Genomic DNA, 19,683 nt, shown 5'->3' with positions numbered 1-19,683 from the left:
ACTCGACGCCAAGCAAAGCCCTCCGCAATGCCATGGAACTGCGACAGGCCGGTCTCCGGGCTTATGAGCGTGGCCGGATGCGGCCAACAGAAAACCGCGCCTTCCCATGACGTATCACAGTGGCTTTGCGGGTTTTCAGCTCAATTACCGTTGCGGGGGCAGCGTTGGAATGGGTGCTCGCAGAACTGCGTAGCGCCGTCACCAATTTCCCTGTTTCACCCTTTCAAATAGGGCACCTGAAGCAAGGCTGGCAGGGTAGTGGGTTGGGGGTTGAGCGTCAAATCGGCAGAGGGCCGAAAAACTTTATAGGGGAATACCCTTAGTCTGCCCCTAGGGGGTGCCCCGATTTTCCCGCCCTGCCCCCCTCTCTAAAATTTGCCGGACTTGAAACTGCCCGGGAAATTGCCTGTGTTGGCTTACTGCACCCTGTACCTTGGAATCGTCGTCAGTCTGGCTGGCCTGGGTTTGTCCATGCCCTGGCTCGCGGGAGCTGGCGCGGCCATTAGCGCCGTTGCGGGTCTGTTTCTGCACCCTGCCAAAGCACCGGTGGCTCAATCTGTGACGGTGGTCGAAACCCCCGTCGTGCTGGACAACCAGCCCCTGCTCAATGCCGTCTTGCCCACCTGGAACGATAACCTCGGCCAGGTGCGCCAGTTGCTGGGCAGCAACGTCGGCGCGCTGTTCGAGCGCTTTGCCAGCCTCACCGACCGCCTGCAACAAACCCTTAACCGTTCCGAAAGCGTGCTGGGCAACAACGGCATCGGCGACAGCCTGCGCACCGCCAATGCGCGCCTGGACGAAGTGACCAGCGCCTTTCACGCCGCCAGCGAAAACCGCCAGCAGTTGCTCGCCACTGTTGGCCACCTCAACAGCTACGCCAGCGAATTGCAGAGCATGTCCAAGCATGTGCAGGACATCGCCAGCCAGACCAACCTGCTGGCCCTGAACGCGGCCATCGAAGCGGCCCGTGCCGGCGACTACGGCCGGGGCTTTTCGGTGGTGGCCGATGAGGTGCGCAAGCTGTCCAGCCTGTCGGCCGAAACCGGCCAGCGCATGGTGGAAAAGGTCGGCGAGATCAATAAGGCGATCCAGTCCACGGTCGGCGCAGCCGATCAGTTGTCGGCCAGCGAAGAAAACAACCTGCGTTACCTCGACCAGGTAGCCGGGCAAATCATGCAGGGGCTGTCGGCCAACCTGGATGAGCTGACCTCCAGTTCGCTGGCGTTGCAGCAGGACACACGCGTTACCCAGGGCGATATCCAGGAAATCATCGTGAGCCTGCAGTTTCAGGACCGCTCCGACCAGATGCTCGACCACCTGCAGAGCGACATGCAGCGTTTGCAAAGCGCCCTGCACGCCCAAGACCCGGTCATCAGCGACCCGCAGCGTTGGCTGACGGAGCTGCGCCGGCAGTTCACCACCGACGAAGAACGCAGTGGCCGACGCAGCACCACGCGCCGCGCTGCCCAAGACGACATCACCTTTTTCTAACGCTTTCAGCCTGCGTTACGGAGCCCCTGCCCCATGGCCAAAACCATTCTTATCGTTGATGACTCTTCGTCCATGCGCCAGCTGGTGAAGATGACCCTGACCGGCGCCGGCCACCAGGTGATCGAGGCCGTCGACGGCCGCGACGCGCTGGCCAAGCTGACCGGGCAGAAGGTCAACCTGATCATCAGCGACGTAAACATGCCCAACCTCGATGGCATTGGCCTGGTGAAGGCGCTGAAGGCGCGCCCGGAATACAAGTTCACGCCCATCGTGATGCTCACTACCGAAAGCGAGCAGAGCAAAAAGGCCGAAGGCCAGGCCGCCGGTGCGCGGGCCTGGATCGTCAAGCCGTTTCAGCCGGCGCAGTTGCTCTCGGCCGTCGACAAGCTGGTGAGTTGAGATGTTTCAACTGAGCCACCCTACCCCGGGCAACCTGGCCATGGCCGGCAGCCTGACCATTTACGAGGTCAGCCAGGCCCATCACGAACTGGCCGCCGTGCTGCACAGCGAAAGCCAGGTGAATGCCTGGCGCCTGGACCTCAGCGCCGTGGAAGAGCTGGACACCGCTGGCGTGCAGTTGCTGCTGGCCCTGCACAAGTCGCTGTTGCACTTAGGGATTGTGCTGGAAACCTTCAACCCGGCGGCCGCTGTGCGCGAGCTGCTGGAATTGCTGCGCCTTACCCACCTGCTGCCGCCCCCGGCAGCCCAGGCCTGAGGGCCCCGCCATGCTCAACGGCGAACAGTGGACCCAACTGCTGCTGGGGTTTATCGAAGAAGCGAGCGAACTGACCCAGCAGGCCGAGGAGTACCTGCTGCAACTGGACCAGTCGCCCACCGACGAGGAAGCCCTGAGCGGCCTGTTCCGCGCCATGCACACCATCAAGGGGTCGGCCGGGTTGTTCTCGTTGACGCCCTTGGTTAGCTTTACCCATCACCTGGAAAACCTGTTGATGGCCGTGCGCGATGGCGCCGGCACCTTGAGCCCGGCGCTGATTTCGGTATTGCTGCGTTGCCTGGATGAAGTGGCGTCGATGGTGGCCCTTATCGACCCGCAAACCGGCGAGTTGCCGGTGGATGAACAGCACCAGGCGCAGTTGTTGGCCACCCTGGCCGAACAGGCCCAGGGCGTGCCAGGCGTGAAACCGCTGGCGGTCGAACCGGGTGCCGAACCCGCTGCGGCCATTAGCGGCACGGGCGGCGCCTGGCATATTTCGCTGCGTTTTTCCGCCGACCTGCTGCGCAACGGTTTCGACCCGGCCGCATTCGTGCGTTACCTCGGCCGCCTCGGTGACATCAGCCATTTGGCGCTTATCGACGACACCCTGCCGGCACTGGCCGAACTGGACCCGGAAAGCTGCTACCTGGGCCTGGAAATCGATTTGCTGAGCGATGCCAGCAAAACCGAGATCGAGGATGTCTTCGAATTTATCCGCGACTTTTGCACCTTGCATATCCTGCCGCCAGACAGCGCGCTGGACGACTACCTGCAACTGATTCAGCAATTGCCGGAAAGCGATGCACGCATCGGCCAGATTCTGGTGAGCGCGGGCCTGTTGACGGAAAACGAGTTGCAAGCCGGCCTTACGGTGCAAGCCAGCAGCGAGGCCAAACCGGCGCTGGGCGAGGTGCTCGTGAGCCAGGGCGTAGTGCCCCCCAAAGCGGTGGACGCCGCGCTGGCCAAGCAGAAAGCCTCGCGGGAAAAACGCGTTAACGACGCCCCGATTCGGGTAGCCGCCCATAAGCTCGATGAGTTGATCAACCTGGTGGGCGAGCTGGTGATCAGCGCCGCCGGTGCGCAGTTGCACGCGCAAAAACATGGCAATGCGCTGTGCGTGGAAAGCACGCAAACGGTCAATCAGCACGTGGAGCAGATCCGTGAAGTGGCGCTGAAGATGCGCATGATCGAGATCGGCGACACCTTTAACCGTTTCCATCGGGTGGTGCGCGATGTCAGCCAGCAATTGGGCAAGGACATCCGCCTGGATATTCGTGGCGCCGATACCGAGCTGGATAAATCGGTGATTGATCAATTGGCCGACCCGCTCACCCACCTGGTGCGCAATGCCATCGACCACGGCATCGAAAATGCTGAACAACGCGCCGCCGCCGGCAAGCCAGCGCAAGGCTTGCTGCGCCTGAATGCCTACCACGAGTCGGGCATGATCGTGATTGAGGTCAGCGACGACGGCCATGGCCTGAACACCGCACGCATCCGCGACAAAGCCATTGCCCGCGGGTTGATCGATGCCCAGGCCAACCTCTCGGAGCACGATATTCAGCGGCTGATTTTTGCAGCCGGGTTCTCCACTGCCGAGGCAGTGTCCGACCTCTCCGGCCGTGGCGTGGGTATGGACGTGGTGCGCAGCGCCATCGACGCCCTGCGCGGCAGCATCGATATCGACTCGGTGCAGGGCCAGGGCACCACCTTCCGCATCCGCTTGCCGCTGACGCTGGCGATTATCGACGGCTTTCTGGTAAGCCTTGGCGACGAACACCTTGTGGTGCCGCTGGACCTGGTGACCGAGTGCATTGAATTGGATGCCAGCCAGTTGACCCGTTGCACCTACGGCTATATCGAGCTGCGCGGCAAGCCGTTGCCGTGCATCGATCTGGCGGCGCACTTCGGGCTGCCGCCCAGCCACACCGTGCGGCGCAATATCGTGGTGGTGAACTTCGGCCGCCAGCAGGCCGGGCTGATCGTCGACCACCTGCACGGCGAACTGCAAACCGTCATCAAGCCGCTGGGCCTGCTGTTTCAGCACCTGCAAGGCATCAGCGGCTCCACCATTCTGGGCTCGGGGCAGATTGCCCTGATTCTGGATATCGCCAACCTGTTTCACACCCTGCACCACAGCGTCGAGGCCGACTCGCGCACCAACCAACCGCGACCGGACCTCACCGGCTCCTAGGAGACCCACCATGAACGCTATCCGTAACTTGAAGATCGGCATTCGCCTGATTGCCGGCTTTACCCTGGTGGTGATTCTCACCGCTGTGGTGGGTGCCCTGGGCATCGTCAACCTGGGCAAGGTCAACGAACTTTCGGACCAGATGTACGAACGCGAGATGGGCGCCCTGAGCGCCATGCAAACCGCCAACCTCAACCTCGTGTATGCCGGCCGCCACCTGCGCAGCAGCCTGCTGGCCACCAACGCCGAGGAGCGGGACCGTACCAGCCAGCAAGTGCGTGATGCCCTCAAGACCATGCACGAGTACATCGACAAGGCGCGCGGCAGCTTTACCCGCCCCGAGTCCGTGGCGCAGCTGCAAACCCTGGATAAGGAGCTCAATGCCTACGAGCAGGGGGCGCTGAATATCCTCGAGGTGAACAAAGCCTCGGGCAAATTCCTCGACACCAGCGACGTTATCTCGCTGCTGCCGGCGCTGCGGGCACAAAGTGCTGCCGCTGACGAAACCATTGCCACCCTGGTCGAGGCGAAGAAAACCCGCGCCCAGGAAGCCAACGACACCATCACCAGCATCTACGAAACCTCGCGCACGCAAATGATCATTCTGGTGCTGATCGCTGCCGGCCTGGGCTTTGCCGTCGGCATTCTGGTCACCCGCAGCATCACCCGTCCGCTGAATAAAGCCGTGGGTGTGGCCAATAGCCTGGCCGAAGGTGACTTGAGCGTGAACATCAGCGCCGACAGCCACGACGAAACCGGCAAGCTGCTGGCCTCGATGCAACATATGACCGAACGCCTGCGCGCGGTAATGGGCGATGTGCGCAGCGCTGCCGACTCGTTGTCCTCGGCCTCCGAAGAAGTTAGCGCCACCTCGATGTCGTTGAGCCAGGCGGCAACCGAACAGGCCGCCAGCGTCGAAGAAACCACCGCCTCGGTGGAGCAGATGTCGGCTTCGATTGCACAGAACACCGAGAGCGCGCAGATCACCGACGGCATCGCCGGCAAAGCCGCCAACGACGCCGTGCAAGGCGGCCAGGCCGTGCGCGAAATGGTGCAGGCGATGAAACAGATTGCCGCCAAAATCGGCATCATCGATGACATCGCCTACCAGACCAATCTGCTCGCGTTGAACGCGGCCATTGAAGCGGCGCGTGCCGGCGATCATGGCAAAGGCTTTGCGGTGGTGGCGGCCGAAGTGCGCAAGCTGGCCGAACGCAGCCAGGTGGCGGCGCAGGAAATCGGCGGCGTGGCCAGCAACAGCGTGAGCCTGGCGGAACAGGCCGGCAAATTGCTTGATGAGATTGTGCCCAATATCCAGAAAACCTCCGACCTGGTGCAGGAAATCACCGCTGCCTCGCAAGAGCAGTCCAGCGGCGCCGGGCAAATCAATATCGCCATGGGGCAGATGAACCAGATCACCCAGCAGAACGCCTCGGCGTCTGAAGAGCTGGCCGCCACCGCCGAAGAAATGAACGCCCAGGCCAGCCAGTTGCAGGAGCTGATCGGCTACTTCCGCCTCGACGGCTACAGCGCACCAACCAGCCATAAACCGGCACCGCCACGTGGCACGGCGGGCAACGTGCGCGAGCTGCGTCGCCAGGAGCCGCGTAAACCGGGGCAGCACCTGGTGGATGAAGGCCAGTTCGTCAACTTCAACTAAGCGCGGGACGCCAGCATGCCTCACCTACAAGCCAGCGCTGCCGCCGTACCCGGCAGCGTGCAGCACCTGTCGTTCCGGGTTCGCGAGGCGCGCTATGCGCTGCCTATCGAACTGGTGCGCGAGATTATCGAATACGGCCACGTGACCACCGTGCCGATGATGCCGAGCTTTATCCATGGAGTGATCAACCTGCGCGGCAACGTGGTACCGGTGCTGGACCTGGCGGCGCGCTTCGGCATGCCGCTCTCGGTGGCCAACAAGCGCACCTGCATCGTCATTATCGAGCTGACGCTGGATGAGCAGGAACAGCGTATCGGCCTGGTGGTAGATGCGGTGGATGCCGTGCTGGATATCGACCTGGCCAGCGTGGAGCCGGCACCGCCCTTTGGCGCCGGCATCAATACTGATTTTATTGCCGGCATGGCCCGCGATGAGCGCGGTTTTACCATTGTGCTGGATGTGCGCCGGGTGCTGTCGCTGGACGATATCCGCCAGCTGAGCCTTGCCCGCCAGGCCAGTTGATGCCCACTTCCCACCTGCCAAAACTCAGCGATGCCGATTTTCGTGGCCTGCAGCAGATGATGCTGCAGGCTTCGGGCATTCGCATGGCCGAGCAAAAGCGCACGCTGATGGCCGGGCGACTGATGTGCCGGCTGCGGGCGCTGGACCTCGATAGTTACAGCGCCTATATGCAGATTCTCAACGACCCGCGCGAGCAGGAAGAACGGCGGCTGGTGATCGATTTGCTGACCACCAACGAAACCTACTTTTTCCGCGAGCCCCAGCATTTTCAGGTGCTGGGTGAATGGCTGGGGCAACAGCGCCGGCCGGTGCATATGTGGAGTGCGGCGAGCTCCTCCGGGCAGGAGGCGTTCACCATGGCGATGGTGACCGCCGAGCATGCGCGCAGCGCTGACTGGTCGATCTTCGCTAGCGACCTCAGCCGCCGTGTGCTGGAAACCGCGCGGCGCGGTGCCTACCCGATGGAACAGGCCGATAACTTTCCTCCGGGCTGGCTCAAGCGCCATTGCCAGCGCGGGGTGCAAGACAGCGAAGGGTTGTTTCGCATGAGCCAAGAACTGCGCCACCGGGTGACCTTTGCCGAGGTGAATCTAATGCGGCCGCTGCCTACGGGAGTCGGCCCGTTCGACGTGATTTTTCTGCGCAATGTGCTGATCTATTTCGCCCAGGACGAAAAACGCGCCATCACCCAGCGCCTGGTGGAACGCCTGAACCCCGGCGGCTTGCTGTTTATCGGGCACGCCGAAAGCCTGCACGGCTTCGACCTGCCGCTGCTCACCCTGCGCCCCTCCGTATTTGAACGCCAATAAGAAACATGGACTCAACCGATGCCCCATAACGCGCGGATCAAGGTATTTATCGTCGATGACTCGGCGCTGGTGCGACAGGTGCTGACCGCGTGCCTGCACAGCCACCCCACCATCGACGTGATCGGCCAGGCCGCCGACCCGCTGTTTGCCCTGGAGAAAATGCGCAAGCAATGGCCCGATGTGCTGGTGCTGGACGTGGAAATGCCGCGCATGGACGGCATCACCTTTTTGCGCAAGATCATGGCCGAGCGGCCGACGCCATCAATCATCTGCTCCACCCTTACTGAAGCCGGCGCGGCCATTACCCTCGAAGCCCTGGCGGCCGGAGCCGTGGGCGTGTTTACCAAGGCCAAACTGGGGCTCAAGGACAGCTTGCAGCAGATCTCGGGCGAACTGATTCGGCAGATCGAAATTGCCGCCCGCAGCCAGCCCCATGCCATGCCGCGCACGGCGGCGCCTGTTGTGCCCTCTTCCACGGCGCCCAAAGTCGCCGCCCCAGACACAGCGGAAAAACCGACGCTGACCACCACCGATCGCGTGGTAGCGCTCGGCACCTCGACCGGCGGCACCCAGGCCCTGGAGGTGGTGCTAAGGCAACTGCCGGCGGGCTGCCCCGGTATCGTGATCGTTCAGCATATGCCGGAGAAATTCACCGCCGCCTTCGCCCAGCGCCTGGACAGCATCTGCGCCATTGACGTGCGCGAAGCCAAGCACATGGACCGCGTGCGGCCAGGACTGGCCCTGGTAGCGCCGGGCGGCAAACATATGCAGCTCAAGCGCAGTGGCGCGCAGTATTTCGTGGAGGTAATCGATGGGCCGCCGGTAAACCGGCACAAACCCTCCGTGGACGTGCTGTTTCGCTCGGTGGCCAAACATGCCGGTCATAACGCCCTGGGCGTCATCATGACGGGCATGGGCGATGACGGTGCTCGGGGCTTGCTGACCATGCGCGAAGCCGGCGCCAGGACCATTGCGCAGGATGAGGCCAGTTGCGTGGTGTTTGGCATGCCCAAGGAGGCGCTTCGGCTGGAGGCGGCGCAGAGCACCGAGGCCCTCGGCAACCTGCCGAAAGTCATCATCCAGTACGGGCGCGCCCCGTAGGGCGAATACGCCAAAGGCGTATCCGCCGCTGAGCTCGCCGAGTGTTCCCGGATAAACGGCACCCACATTCAAGCGAACCTTCCCGCCTCCCTGCGACTCACTGCTACATAAGCAGGGCCGCGTCGAGCCTTGCCTTTGGCGTTGTCGCCGCAGGCGACAACCACGACAGGAGTCTGGCCATGCCGCATTTCGTCTGCCATCTGCCGACCTGCCCTACCCGCCGCCGCGCCTTGCCATGAGCTGCCGGCTGCTGCTCGCCGATGATCACGCGCTGATCCGCGTCGGCGTGCGCGCGATGGTCAACACGCTGCCGGGTTATGAAGTGGTGGGCGAAGCCGAGGATGGCCGGCAGACCGTGCAGATGGCCCGGCAGCTGCAGCCGGACATCATTCTGCTGGACGTATCCATGCACGGCGTCAGCGGACTGGAAGCCTTGCAGGAATTGGCCATCGCCGTGCCTGACGCGCGGGTGCTGATGCTGTCGATGCATGCCGAAGCGGAGGTGGTGTTATCCGCCTTGGAGAAAGGCGCGCGTGGCTACCTCCTGAAAGACGCCGCCGTGGACGAGCTGCACCAGGCCCTGAACGCAGTGGGCCGTGGCCAACGCTATTTGAGCTCGGCGATTGCCGAGCCGGTGATCGAACAGGCGCTGGCCCGCTCACAGCCCCATGTGCCAGCGGCGCAGAGCCTGACCGAGCGGCAGATTGAAATTCTGCGTCTGATCAGCCGTGGCGTGACCACCCGGCTGATCGCCGAAGGTTTGGGCCTGAGCGTGAAAACGGTGGAAGCGCATCGGGCGCAGATCATGAAGCGCCTGCATATTCATGATGTGGCGGGGTTGGTGCTGTATGCGGTGCGCGAAGGGATTGTCGATCCGGATGATTGATTGCGGTGGGTTCGAAATCTATCGGGGCTGAAGCGTCGAAGCATGTTGCCACCCCATCAATGCCGCGGCATGAAACCCGGCGGCTTGATGGCCAACCACTGCACAAACGTCTGCAAGCGCTCGTCGCTGAGCAATACCTCGCGGCTGTTGTAGGTCAGGGCCAGTTCTTTTTCGCTGAACAACTTATGAATCTGGTTATGGCACGCTCGGCATACCCATAGCGTGGCAGTTATACGTTCGCTCTTTGCGAACTGTTTTTGTACGTAGGGTTTGTTGTGCAGCGCTTTGGGTATCAGGTGGTGACGGGTGAGCGGCACCGGGCGGCGGCACAGCTCGCACCGGTCGGGTTGGGGTGGCAGGCGTATCGGCTCAGGCATCGGCGGACTAGCGTTTACGGCACAGCGTGAGTCCATCGCCAATGGGCAGCAGCGACAGGTCGATACGCTGGTCGGTCTTCAAGCGGCGGTTCAGAGCCTGGATAGCACGTGTATCGGCAGTGTCGGGAGACTGTTCAAGTACGCGACCGCTCCACAACGTGTTATCGAACAAGATCACCCCGCCTTGGCGCACCAGGGCCAGCGCATGTTCGAGATAGACGGGGTAATTGGCCTTATCGGCGTCGATAAAGATCAGGTCGAAACGTTCGCCGCACCCTTCCCGCTCCAGTTGCCCGAGGGTTTCCAGCGCCGGCGCCAGGCGCAGTTCGATGCGTTCCTGCACCTCGGCTTGAAACCAGTAGCGGCGGGCAATGTGGTTGTAGTCGCCGGGCAGGTCGCAACACAGCAAATGGCCGTCCTCCGGCAAGGCGCTGGCCATGCACAAGGCGCTGTAGCCGGTGAAGGTGCCAATTTCCAGCAAGCGCTTGGCGCCAGTGAGCTTTACCAGCAGGGCAAGAAATTGCCCCTGCTCGGGCGCCACTTGCCAACGCGCCATGGGCAACGCCTGGGTTTCCTCGCGCAAGCGCTTGAGCAGCGGGGTTTCACGCAGTGACACATCGAGCAGGTAGCTGTACAGCGCATCATCGAGTGCGAGCGTACGACCGGTCATGCAGTCCATCCTGGGCAGAAAAAAGGGTGCGGCGCGCAGCTATTGGCGCCGGCGGGTCACGGCGTGCGTGCCAGCCGGTCGGGACTCAGAACGCGCTTGGCGTCGATATAACTTTTCAACCAGTAGGCGGTGGACAGGCTGTCCAGGCGAACCGTTCCGCCACTGGATGGCGCGTGCACAAACCGTCCTTCGCCCACGTAGATGCCCGCATGGCTAACCTTGCCGCCGCCTGCCGTGGCAAAAAACACCAGATCGCCAGCCTGCAGCGCTTCACGTTTTACGCTCGGGGCGCGCAGGCTGATGAGTTCGCGGGTGGAGCGCGGCAGGGCAATGCCGGCGGCGTCGCGGTACACGTAGCCGATCAGGCCGCTGCAATCGAAGCCGCTGTCCGGCGTATTGCCACCGTAGCGGTACGGCGTACCCACCAGACCAAGGGCGCGAAACAACACATCATCCGCCGCAGCCGGCTGCTCAGCACTGGGCGGTGCGTAGACGATGGGTTTTGTCGGGGGTGGGGAACTGGCGCATGCCGAAAGCAGCGCAGCGAGCAAGACGAGGATGACACGGGCCGGAGCGGGCATAAGCGAGGCGGCTCAGAGGTAGTTCGGCGTACTCTGCCCGCCAGAGGCGCGCTGCGCAAGGGCTGGCTGGCAAAAACGCCAGCCCGTAGGAGCGGCTTTAGCCGCGATTCCTGCAGATGGCGGGTTCTAGAGCATCGCGGCTGAAGCCGCTCCTACAGAAGGTGGTGCACATTGAAAACACAAAACCCCCGAAAATCGGGGGTTTTGTTATTCAGCCTGCGCGCTTACGGGTGCAGCGGGTTACGGGTGACTTGGGCTGTGTTCACCGAGGCCAGTGCCAGGGCACGTTTGGCTTCGATAAAGGTACGGCTCCAGTATTTGTCGTCCAGGCTGTCTACCCGTACACCGCCGCTCTTGCTGCTGCTGGAGTGAATGAACTGGTCATCGCCCAGGTAGATGCCGGCGTGGCTCACGCGGCCACGACCACGGGTGCTGAAGAACAACAGGTCGCCCGGCTGCAGGTCATCACGGGCTACCAGCGGCGCATCGAGGTTGATCATTTCGCGGGTGGAGCGCGGCAGGCTCATGCCCGCCTCTTCCTTGAACAGGTAGCCGATAAAGCCGCTGCAGTCGAAGCCGGTGTTGGCCGAGGTACCACCGAAGCGGTAGCGGGTGCCCACCAGCGACAGGCCGTGGGCCAGGATGCTGTCAGCGAAAGACGGGAGTTCGTAGGGTTGGTCTTGAGCAAAATCCGGCAACGGGTCGAGGCCGTCGTCGTCTTCAACCATCTGTTGGCTGACGTTTTGCTGAGGCATTTCAGCCACTTGCGGGGCCGGCTGAGTGCCGGCGCATGCCACAAGGAACACTGAGAGTGCGAGGGGCACGAGGGGTGCAGAGCGTTTTAGCATGGGCACGACCGTGGGTGAAAAATGAATGAAGGCGCGAATATGCCTTCCATAACGGTTATATGCAAATTTAATTGGCCAGAGTGTGACTCAGTAGTATCGGCAGCACATCTAACGCCTTTCCCCGGATGTGCACGTCCACATAGGGGCTCAAAGCCCCGTCCTGCGGGTTGATTTCCACGGTAAAGCCCCCTGCCTGGCGGGTGCGCAGCACGGGTTCGGCGATGTACGGAAAGCTGGCGGTGGTGCCGACCGCAATCACCAGGTCAAACCCCTTGCGAAGCTCGTGGTAGAGCGTTTCGATGGCTTTCTCCGGGAGCATTTCCTCAAACAAAACGACCGGCGGTCGGAGAATGCCCGCACATTGTTCGCACTGCGGTGGCAATGGGCGGTCCAAGTGGCCCGCCAGCTCGTCACTCACCGCCCCACAGGATTGGCAATACAGCGGCGCCAGCTCGCCATGTATCTCGATCAAACGCTGCGGATCGCTCCCCGCCTGACGGTGATAACCGTCGATGTTCTGCGTCAATACCCAGCAATCAGGTTTGCGCCGCTGCATTTCAGCGATGGCGTAGTGGCCGGCGTTGGGTTTGGCATTCAGACAGGCGCGACCCAGTTCGGCCAGGTATTTCCAGCACAGCGCCGGGTCGCGCTGCAGCATGGGCCCGGAAAGCGCCGCCTCGATGGGGATGCCTTCGGCCGTTTCGCCGTTGTACAGTCCACCCAGGCCGCGATAGGTAGGCAAACCGGAATCGGCTGACAACCCGGCGCCAGTGATAAACAGCATGCGTTTGGCGTTCTGCAGGGCCTGAATCAAGCGTGCGTCCATACCGCGCCCCTCGCTCAATGATTGACGGTGTGCGCCAGCATCCATGACAGCTGCGCCATGGACCGGCCACTCTGCTCATGCCAGGTGTTGAACGCGGCTTGCACCGCCGCCAGCTCTTTGAGGCTGGTGGGCTGTTTATCGATGATGCCCTGGGCTTTTAGCGCGGCAACGACATCCTCGGCCGGGATAAACGTGTCCTTGCCCACCATGCGCAAAAACCGCATGGCCGACAGCCCGCCCAGCTGGCTGCCGTGTTTGGCGAGGTATTTCCATAAGCCGACGATATCGGTCACCGGCCAGTCGGCAATCAACGCACCGAAGCTGCCCTTCTCCTTCGCCACATCCAATACGAACTGCGCGTTACGCGGCACGCTCTTGAGCTTGCCCAGGTGGCGAATAATGCGCGCGTCCTGCATCAGCCGTTCAAGGTGATCGGCGCCCATCAGCACGACCTTTTCCGGGTCGAAACCGAAGAACACCTGCTCGAACGCCGGCCATTTGGCGTCTACCAGGCTGTGCTTGAGGCCGGCGCGGAAAACCCGCAAGGCAATCAACGACAAATAACGGTCGTCGCTGATTTTGCGCAATTGCGCCGGGGTTTTGACTACTGGAAGTTGCGCGTCAAGTTTGGCTTGGGAGCCGAATCGATTCAGGCAGTACTCATTCAGCCATTTGTAGTCGCGCATTCAGCGTCCTTCTATATAGAGAGGCGAAGTGCCGCTTGGTGGATCACAGATTCATCACATCCAGAAAACGCGATGGCGCGCTTTCATCGATACGCAGGTTCTCGAAGTCGAACAGCTTGCGGTCGGCCAGTTGCGAGGGCATCACGTTCTGCAGGGCGCGGAACATGATCTCGGTACGGCCGGGGGTTTTGCGCTCCCACTCCAGCAGCATTTCCTTGACCACCTTGCGCTGCAGGTTTTCCTGCGAGCCGCAGAGGTTGCACGGAATGATCGGGAAGCCTTGCAGCTCGGAGTACGCCTCGATGTCTTTCTCGCTGCAGTAGGCCAGCGGACGGATCACCACGTTGCGGCCGTCGTCGGCGCGCAGCTTGGGTGGCATGGCCTTGAGCGTGCCGCCGTAGAACATATTGAGGAAGAAGGTTTCAAGAATGTCGTCACGGTGATGCCCGAGCGCCATCTTGGTCGCACCGATTTCGTCGGCGAAGGTATACAGCGTGCCGCGACGCAGTCGCGAACACAGCGAGCAGGTGGTTTTGCCTTCCGGCACCTTGTCCATCACCACCGAATAAGTGTCTTTTTCCACGATGTGGTAAGGCACGCCAATGCTTTGCAGGTACTGCGGCAGCACATGTTCGGGGAAGCCCGGCTGCTTCTGGTCCATGTTCACGGCCACGATCTCGAACTGGATCGGCGCCACCTTCTGCAGGTGCAGCAGCACATCAAGCATCGTGTAGCTGTCTTTGCCGCCCGACAGGCAGACCATCACCTTGTCGCCGTCTTCGATCATGTTGAAGTCGGTAACAGCCTCGCCGGCCTGACGGCGCAGGCGTTTCTGCAGTTTGCTTTGATTAACCGAAAGGGTGCCCATGATTCGAAAGGTCCGCGAGTACTAGAAGGTGGTCAGCCGCGCATTTTACCCACAAATCCTAAAAATCGAACCCCAGCCCATCAGGGCCCGAGGATCCAGACAATGGCACTGGCAGGCGTCAGATGCCGGCGGCTACAGCCAATAACGGGCGCAAGTCTCTTGCACCTATATGTGCTGCCAGCACAGCGACCAAAAACTTACCGTCTCAACACCCAACAATCGAAAGCGTAGTAATGGGCATGTTTTCGAAATTGCCGCCTGGCAATCGATTGATAGAACTTATATCTAACGGAGTGATGATTTCGTGCGAATCAGCCTACATCCACGAGAGAGCGAAACTACACCCAAGCAAAAAGCAGTTCTATATATTGCGCTCACTTAATTCATCTCACCAAGCCGAAACAACTGAAGCCCCATGGCCACCCAATTTGCAAAAAATTATCCAAAGTAGGCCCGGAGACACCCATGCACTTTGCTTACAGATTTTTAATGTTGATGTTTGTCTTCCTACCAATAGCCCACGCCAACAGCTTTGGCGTCAGCCTGGACAAAAATTTTTACTTCCAGGATTTCAACGACCGCGAAATAGAAATAACGGCCAAAAACGACAGCAATAAATTGATATTTGCTGACATTGAAGTCTATGAGGGCCGCATTGGAAGCTCAGACAAGGTGGAGTACGACCTCGAGAAAAAAGTACATAACTACGACATACTTCCCGAGTCCGTCGCCATACCGGCAAAACAAACCAAGAAGATAAGACTGGTTCGCGCCGCCAGCTCGAAAACTATAAATACTGAAGAGTATTACCGAGTCCGAATTATTCCGAAATCTGCCGATGCAGCGTTGAAAGACAACCCGGCACTGCTTGCAGCCCTCTCAACAGAAGATAAGCAACAGTTAGAAGACACTCAAAATATAAGTGGCGCCGTGCGGCTGTACATTGGCAGCGGATCCGTGTTGATTGTTCAGGACAAAAAAACAGCGAGCCCTAAAAGTCTCGAGATCAGACGAAAGCGAACCGCCGACGGAATTGACTTTAACCTTTTAAACACGTCTGCCACCTCCTTGGATATCAAACAATTACGCGTTTATTTCGGCGCCAAAAGTCTCTCACTCGGAAACTTGGCACTGAGGGGCAACAAGGGCACTACCGTATCGTTCACTAATGCAGCCTTAACCGGCAACTCCCTAACGGGGAATGAGAATTTTGAGAAGGCGAAATTCGTCGCTCAAGATAACCAGGAGTACAGCATAACTATTCAGTGACTCCTGATACACAACCGGCAAATACCTTGACTAAGGAAACATGATGAAAAAGTTCTACAAACTGGCTACCTGTGCTATCGGTGCAACACTCTTCTCGGCGGCAGCCATGGCAGCCACTATCGACCGTAGTGTCAGCGTTACAGCTACCATTACGGACCCGGCTGGCGCCTTCCAGGTTGATGCTATTTCCGGCACCTGGCCAGTGACTCCCATCGCAGTAAGCTGGAACGATCAAACCAACGACTTCAACAGCCCGAGCAAAACCGGTTTCAAAATTAAATCTTCTAACGATGTAACTGTCGTCTTGACATCGAATGCTGTATTGACCGAAGGCAGGAAGGAAATTCCAATTAACGTGTCCATTGAAGCATCCGAGCCCACCAAAGGTACCAGCGTATCGAACGTGACCATGATCCCAGCTACGGTATATGAAAAAGCCAAGAACGCTACCGGTGACTTCACGACCTACCAACTTGTTCTTGAACCAAGCACCACCAATATGAAAGATGCGAATGGCGTTGTGATCCCTGGCCCGAATCCAACTCCGGCGCCAGGTAACTATACCGCCAGCGTGGATATGATTTTCGAGTCTAATATCTGATACCCAAAACACTGATTGCCCTCCTAAGTGAGGGCAATCGCTCCACTTGTATTTGCTAGTAACAGCTCATGAAAATAGCTAAGTCAACACTGGCGTTCGCATTGTTCGTGTGTGCAGAAGCTGTACGTTCAGCGAACCACGAGCATGTACAAGTAGCATTTAAGAAAAATAGTAATTTTGACACCGACCCCAGATACCTTCCAATCGCCCTCAGCATAAATGAAGCGCCTTCCGAAGCCTGGTTGGACATCACAAAAAACTACCGAATTATATTTAACACAGAAACCAGGACCATCAACGACCTGAGTACAGCCCTCAAATCATTGCGCCCGGCTCGAAATCTGCGCTATTCCTGCGACACTTCGCCGCTGCCTATGTGCGAACGCTACAAATTTTTTAATTTCAGTTACGACTATGACTCCGGCCGTTTTAAGGTTCTGTATGAACTAGCCAATAAAAGTTTTGCAGCACTGGAAAGCGAACCTGCACTCGTGGCACGCCAGTCTGTTGTCTACAGTGAAAGCCAGGGAGACAATTACACGTACCGTCATGGTTATTGGACTGCCGATGCAAATGCGGGCGTAACCGAAAACTCCAGTGTTTACACCAATATTTATTATGATATGGCCGTCGGCAAGCTGTCGGCACAGTCGTTTTCGTATAACTACGACGTCTCGCCATTGCTCCAACTTTCTGGCTATGTACAAAAGGGTCCGACATCGGACCTGGTGAACTTGGGAGTAGGCAGTACCAAAGGCATCAGCCTTCAGCACAGCAATGAGCACAAAAGCGAATTTGACAGTCAAGCAGAACCGATCATCATCGATGCCAAATATGACGGCCTTGTTAATATCTATGACGACGTCGGAAAACTGATTAGAAGTACGCAAGTCATGCAGGGTATCAACCGATTGGATATCCCGTCTTCGGCTTCCGGCAACACCGTCAGAATTGAAGAGGTCGTGGATGGCAGAGTCGTAGAAAGCTATGACCGGGCAATCAGCAGAACCGGCAACTCCCCCGGCATGCTTAGGGTCGACGTTGGCATGGCAAGCCTGCGCAAGGACACAACGTCACAGCGAAGCGGTGATGAGCCATATATTCGTTACTTGCAAACATTGCATGGAGTCTCCCTTGGCGCTAGTGCGTTACCGACCATGGGTTGGTATACCACCAGCCTTCGCTTTCCCAGTTTTAAGGGTTTGACAGGAAGTATCGAGTCCACCTTCAAAGACAAGCAAACCGACCATAGTGTGACAGCGGGATACCAAACCTCCATAAAAGGTAATGATCTCTACACGAGCATGTCGAAACAATTCGGTTCACGTGACAGCACGTCGTACAGCGTCGGCGCTTCACGACGTATATCCAACGATACCCGCATCGACCTTTTCTACAACCAATCCCAAAGCGTTTACGACCCTAGACGCCGAAATGACTATTACACTGAATCCCGCTATAGCAAACCCATTGTCACCGCCTACAAGCGCGTCACCTCGCGTTTGCGCACTCGGCATACTACAGCGGTTGGCATCTTCGATTATTCTTTTTATGTAAGCAGTGAGTTGGGTGACGATAAAAGAATTGGCGCCTCTGTCACCTACACACCCGCGGCCCATTCCAACTGGTTTCGGCCTACAGTTGGTGTGCAGTCCGAATCTGGCTCCACGAACAGCCATGTTGTGAACGACATGCAGATTACCGATCGCTTCCAACTACGGCCAGAAGTTCGGTTCGCTGACGGCAAGCTAAACCAGTATGGCTCAGGCGCCCGATACACCAACGAGCAGTTCAACTCGGATTTTGGTTATTTCAAGGGAACATCCTCGGACAGAAGCTTCTATGTGAATGCAGATAGTTATACTTTTTTGTCGCGCCATGGTATGCAGGCACATAGCTCACCGAAAACAAGCGCTCTGGTTTTCAACAATACCGCTGAAAACAATGCCAGCGGCCAACCTACGAATTTCAATATTAATAATCAGTCAGAAAGCATTACCCATAATAAATTACATCATCTGGATTTACCTTCCGACGGCACGCTAATTATTTATCCAGAAACTGACAATATTGCATTAGACCCAAACTATGCGAGCTTAGCAGTCAAACCCTACCGTGTTCACAAGGTTGATTACAAACATGAGACCGACAAAATTCATGTTTTCGGACGAGTTATGTTAAAGGGCCAACCCGAAGCGGGCGTGGCAGTCGTTAACCATGCGAGCAAAACGGTAACAGATAAAAATGGATATTTTTCGCTCACCGTAAGTCGATCCGAACCCTCCATTGCTCTTTACCGCCGAGGCCAGGAATGCGCAGGAATAAACAATTTGTTGGTAGATCGCGATAAAAACTCCAACGAAATTTATTTAGGCAGACTGCAATGCGATATCTGATTACGTTACTGCTGCTAACTTTATCTTCCCTATGCCTTGCCGTTACTTACCAGGTTCCAGCAGAAAGCGGCTTTAGAATTATGCGGCCTGGCAACCCTCACGGTGTAGGCATCATTGCTACAGTTGCCAACAACACTGACCCGCAATTTCCGTACTGGAACGCTTATTGTGGCGAGTCTGACAGCACATTATGCTGGCCGGTAAGCCCACGGTCCGAGTTCGTGGTTCCTGCCGGGACTAGCAAAGTAACTGTGACGCTTTACGCCGCTACAGGCTATGGCTCTGCATCGGTTAATTATGAGGGCACCAACATTGCTATGAGTTTTCATGCCTATGACACACAGGCGCGGCGATACTATCGCTTGCAGACTTACGCTAACATGCCTATGACAGCCAGCACCTGTAATGGCTCTTCTCCCTCCCGAACACTCAACCCATTGTCGTATGAAAGCGGAGTGACGCGGGTCTACCGACTTGCTCACACCCTGCGATATACTACGTGCACGCTTACCTTCGATTCCCTAAATCTGCCGACTGATACAATAATGTCAGTGAGTTTTAATGCAGTAAAATTTCGTTATGACAATGATATTTACGGCAAACTCCCCTCCGGCACACATCAGTTTACTTCAAGCAGATGGGCGGACACCGTCAGATATAACTTTTTTGACGCAGAAGGCAATGTTACCGGGTCAGGCGAATTATTTGACGGGGTAACAATATCCGGCTGGGTCACTCTGGAAGCTTATACAGAGTTCTCGTTAATTTCCGCACCATTGCAAAGTATCAGCGTTGGGCCCGATGAACGACACATTCGTTACGCTTACTTTGACACACTGCTGAAAACCAACATGCCCAAAGTCACAACCACTATTCGTTGTCAGCATGTTTTAGATGGAAGCTGTGCTCTTTCTGATGGAAACATGCTCATCCCAATGAGCACCGGTATACGCGCCGACAGAGTGCATACAGCAACCTTCACTGAAGCGTTACGTCCTGATAAGCCTCTGCGCTTAACCGCCGATTTAGGATTTGCGTTTCATAGAGATGTGTACATGGTTTATATGTTCGGCATTGCCCCGTCCTATTTGAAGGAGCATCCAGAGACTTTCGGCAAAACATTCAAAGGTGACGTCGCCCTCATCATTGACTCTGACTTCGAATAAATCCCATACGTTCCAAG

The 19,683-nt window shown here is 58.1% G+C and carries 20 protein-coding genes and 1 riboswitch; of the genes, 13 read left to right on the top strand and 7 right to left on the bottom strand.

What is annotated here, in order from left to right; genetic code table 11:
- Positions 1-29: 29 nt before the first annotated feature.
- A riboswitch (cobalamin riboswitch) is annotated at positions 30-255 on the bottom strand.
- A 216-nt stretch (positions 256-471) separates the two neighbouring features.
- From PKE98_RS14560 to PKE98_RS14520, 9 genes are all read left to right on the top strand, one after another.
- Complete coding sequence (locus PKE98_RS14560; RefSeq protein WP_373877864.1) at positions 472-1,491, top strand: methyl-accepting chemotaxis protein; 1,020 nt, start codon at positions 472-474, stop codon at positions 1,489-1,491.
- A gap of 33 nt (positions 1,492-1,524) precedes the next feature.
- Positions 1,525-1,890: a response regulator gene (locus PKE98_RS14555; RefSeq protein WP_271196019.1), complete on the top strand. Its 366-nt coding sequence runs from the start codon at positions 1,525-1,527 to the stop codon at positions 1,888-1,890.
- 1 nt (position 1,891) lies between these two features.
- Positions 1,892-2,206 carry an STAS domain-containing protein gene (locus PKE98_RS14550; protein ID WP_271196018.1) on the top strand — a complete coding sequence of 105 codons (315 nt, stop codon included), beginning with the start codon at positions 1,892-1,894 and terminating at the stop codon, positions 2,204-2,206.
- A gap of 10 nt (positions 2,207-2,216) precedes the next feature.
- On the top strand, positions 2,217-4,400 hold the full coding sequence (locus PKE98_RS14545) for a chemotaxis protein CheA (RefSeq protein ID WP_271196017.1): 2,184 nt from the start codon (positions 2,217-2,219) through the stop codon (positions 4,398-4,400).
- A 10-nt stretch (positions 4,401-4,410) separates the two neighbouring features.
- On the top strand, positions 4,411-6,060 hold the full coding sequence (locus PKE98_RS14540) for a methyl-accepting chemotaxis protein (protein WP_271196016.1): 1,650 nt from the start codon (positions 4,411-4,413) through the stop codon (positions 6,058-6,060).
- 15 nt (positions 6,061-6,075) lie between these two features.
- A complete protein-coding gene (locus PKE98_RS14535) occupies positions 6,076-6,582 on the top strand; it encodes a chemotaxis protein CheW (RefSeq protein WP_271196015.1) in 507 nt (168 codons plus the stop codon).
- Positions 6,582-7,391: a CheR family methyltransferase gene (locus tag PKE98_RS14530; RefSeq protein ID WP_271196014.1), complete on the top strand. Its 810-nt coding sequence runs from the start codon at positions 6,582-6,584 to the stop codon at positions 7,389-7,391. Before PKE98_RS14535 ends, PKE98_RS14530 begins: the two co-directional genes overlap by 1 nt.
- A gap of 18 nt (positions 7,392-7,409) precedes the next feature.
- Complete coding sequence (locus PKE98_RS14525) at positions 7,410-8,492, top strand: protein-glutamate methylesterase/protein-glutamine glutaminase (protein WP_271196013.1); 1,083 nt, start codon at positions 7,410-7,412, stop codon at positions 8,490-8,492.
- A 235-nt stretch (positions 8,493-8,727) separates the two neighbouring features.
- Positions 8,728-9,378, top strand: coding sequence for a response regulator (locus PKE98_RS14520; protein ID WP_271196012.1), 651 nt, complete (start codon positions 8,728-8,730; stop codon positions 9,376-9,378).
- Positions 9,379-9,434: 56 nt separating this feature from the next.
- On the opposite strand, the gene PKE98_RS14515 is transcribed toward PKE98_RS14520, so the two are convergent.
- The 7 genes from PKE98_RS14515 to ttcA all read right to left on the bottom strand — a co-directional run bounded on the left by PKE98_RS14515 (position 9,435) and on the right by ttcA (position 14,234).
- On the bottom strand, positions 9,435-9,755 hold the full coding sequence (locus PKE98_RS14515; RefSeq protein WP_271196011.1) for a hypothetical protein: 321 nt from the start codon (positions 9,753-9,755) through the stop codon (positions 9,435-9,437).
- Positions 9,756-9,762: 7 nt separating this feature from the next.
- Positions 9,763-10,425 carry a class I SAM-dependent methyltransferase gene (locus tag PKE98_RS14510; protein WP_271196010.1) on the bottom strand — a complete coding sequence of 221 codons (663 nt, stop codon included), beginning with the start codon at positions 10,423-10,425 and terminating at the stop codon, positions 9,763-9,765.
- Between the two features lie 56 nt (positions 10,426-10,481).
- Positions 10,482-11,006 (bottom strand): C40 family peptidase, encoded by a 525-nt coding sequence (locus PKE98_RS14505; protein ID WP_271196009.1) that lies wholly within the window; start codon positions 11,004-11,006, stop codon positions 10,482-10,484.
- 224 nt (positions 11,007-11,230) lie between these two features.
- Positions 11,231-11,854, bottom strand: a complete 624-nt coding sequence (locus PKE98_RS14500; protein WP_271196008.1) for a C40 family peptidase — start codon at positions 11,852-11,854, stop codon at positions 11,231-11,233.
- A gap of 67 nt (positions 11,855-11,921) precedes the next feature.
- Positions 11,922-12,680 carry an NAD-dependent deacylase gene (locus PKE98_RS14495; protein WP_271196007.1) on the bottom strand — a complete coding sequence of 253 codons (759 nt, stop codon included), beginning with the start codon at positions 12,678-12,680 and terminating at the stop codon, positions 11,922-11,924.
- Positions 12,681-12,694: 14 nt separating this feature from the next.
- A complete protein-coding gene (locus PKE98_RS14490) occupies positions 12,695-13,366 on the bottom strand; it encodes a DNA-3-methyladenine glycosylase I (RefSeq protein WP_271196006.1) in 672 nt (223 codons plus the stop codon).
- A gap of 43 nt (positions 13,367-13,409) precedes the next feature.
- Positions 13,410-14,234: a tRNA 2-thiocytidine(32) synthetase TtcA gene (ttcA, locus tag PKE98_RS14485; RefSeq protein ID WP_271196005.1), complete on the bottom strand. Its 825-nt coding sequence runs from the start codon at positions 14,232-14,234 to the stop codon at positions 13,410-13,412.
- A 465-nt stretch (positions 14,235-14,699) separates the two neighbouring features.
- Here ttcA and PKE98_RS14480 point away from each other — a divergent pair, with 465 nt between their 5' ends.
- The 4 genes from PKE98_RS14480 to PKE98_RS14465 all read left to right on the top strand — a co-directional run bounded on the left by PKE98_RS14480 (position 14,700) and on the right by PKE98_RS14465 (position 19,666).
- Positions 14,700-15,503 carry a fimbrial biogenesis chaperone gene (locus tag PKE98_RS14480; RefSeq protein WP_271196004.1) on the top strand — a complete coding sequence of 268 codons (804 nt, stop codon included), beginning with the start codon at positions 14,700-14,702 and terminating at the stop codon, positions 15,501-15,503.
- A 43-nt stretch (positions 15,504-15,546) separates the two neighbouring features.
- Complete coding sequence (locus PKE98_RS14475) at positions 15,547-16,104, top strand: CS1 type fimbrial major subunit (RefSeq protein ID WP_271196003.1); 558 nt, start codon at positions 15,547-15,549, stop codon at positions 16,102-16,104.
- Positions 16,105-16,172: 68 nt separating this feature from the next.
- Positions 16,173-18,500: a CS1-pili formation C-terminal domain-containing protein gene (locus PKE98_RS14470; protein ID WP_271196002.1), complete on the top strand. Its 2,328-nt coding sequence runs from the start codon at positions 16,173-16,175 to the stop codon at positions 18,498-18,500.
- On the top strand, positions 18,488-19,666 hold the full coding sequence (locus PKE98_RS14465) for a hypothetical protein (protein ID WP_271196001.1): 1,179 nt from the start codon (positions 18,488-18,490) through the stop codon (positions 19,664-19,666). The genes PKE98_RS14470 and PKE98_RS14465 overlap by 13 nt, the downstream gene beginning before the upstream one ends.
- Positions 19,667-19,683 lie beyond the last annotated feature (17 nt).

It is taken from the genome of Pseudomonas turukhanskensis (assembly GCF_027922365.1).
In the GTDB taxonomy this organism is placed as follows: domain Bacteria; phylum Pseudomonadota; class Gammaproteobacteria; order Pseudomonadales; family Pseudomonadaceae; genus Aquipseudomonas; species Aquipseudomonas turukhanskensis.
The sequence above is the reverse complement of the archived record's forward strand: the minus strand, read 5'-3'. Positions and strand labels throughout refer to the sequence as shown.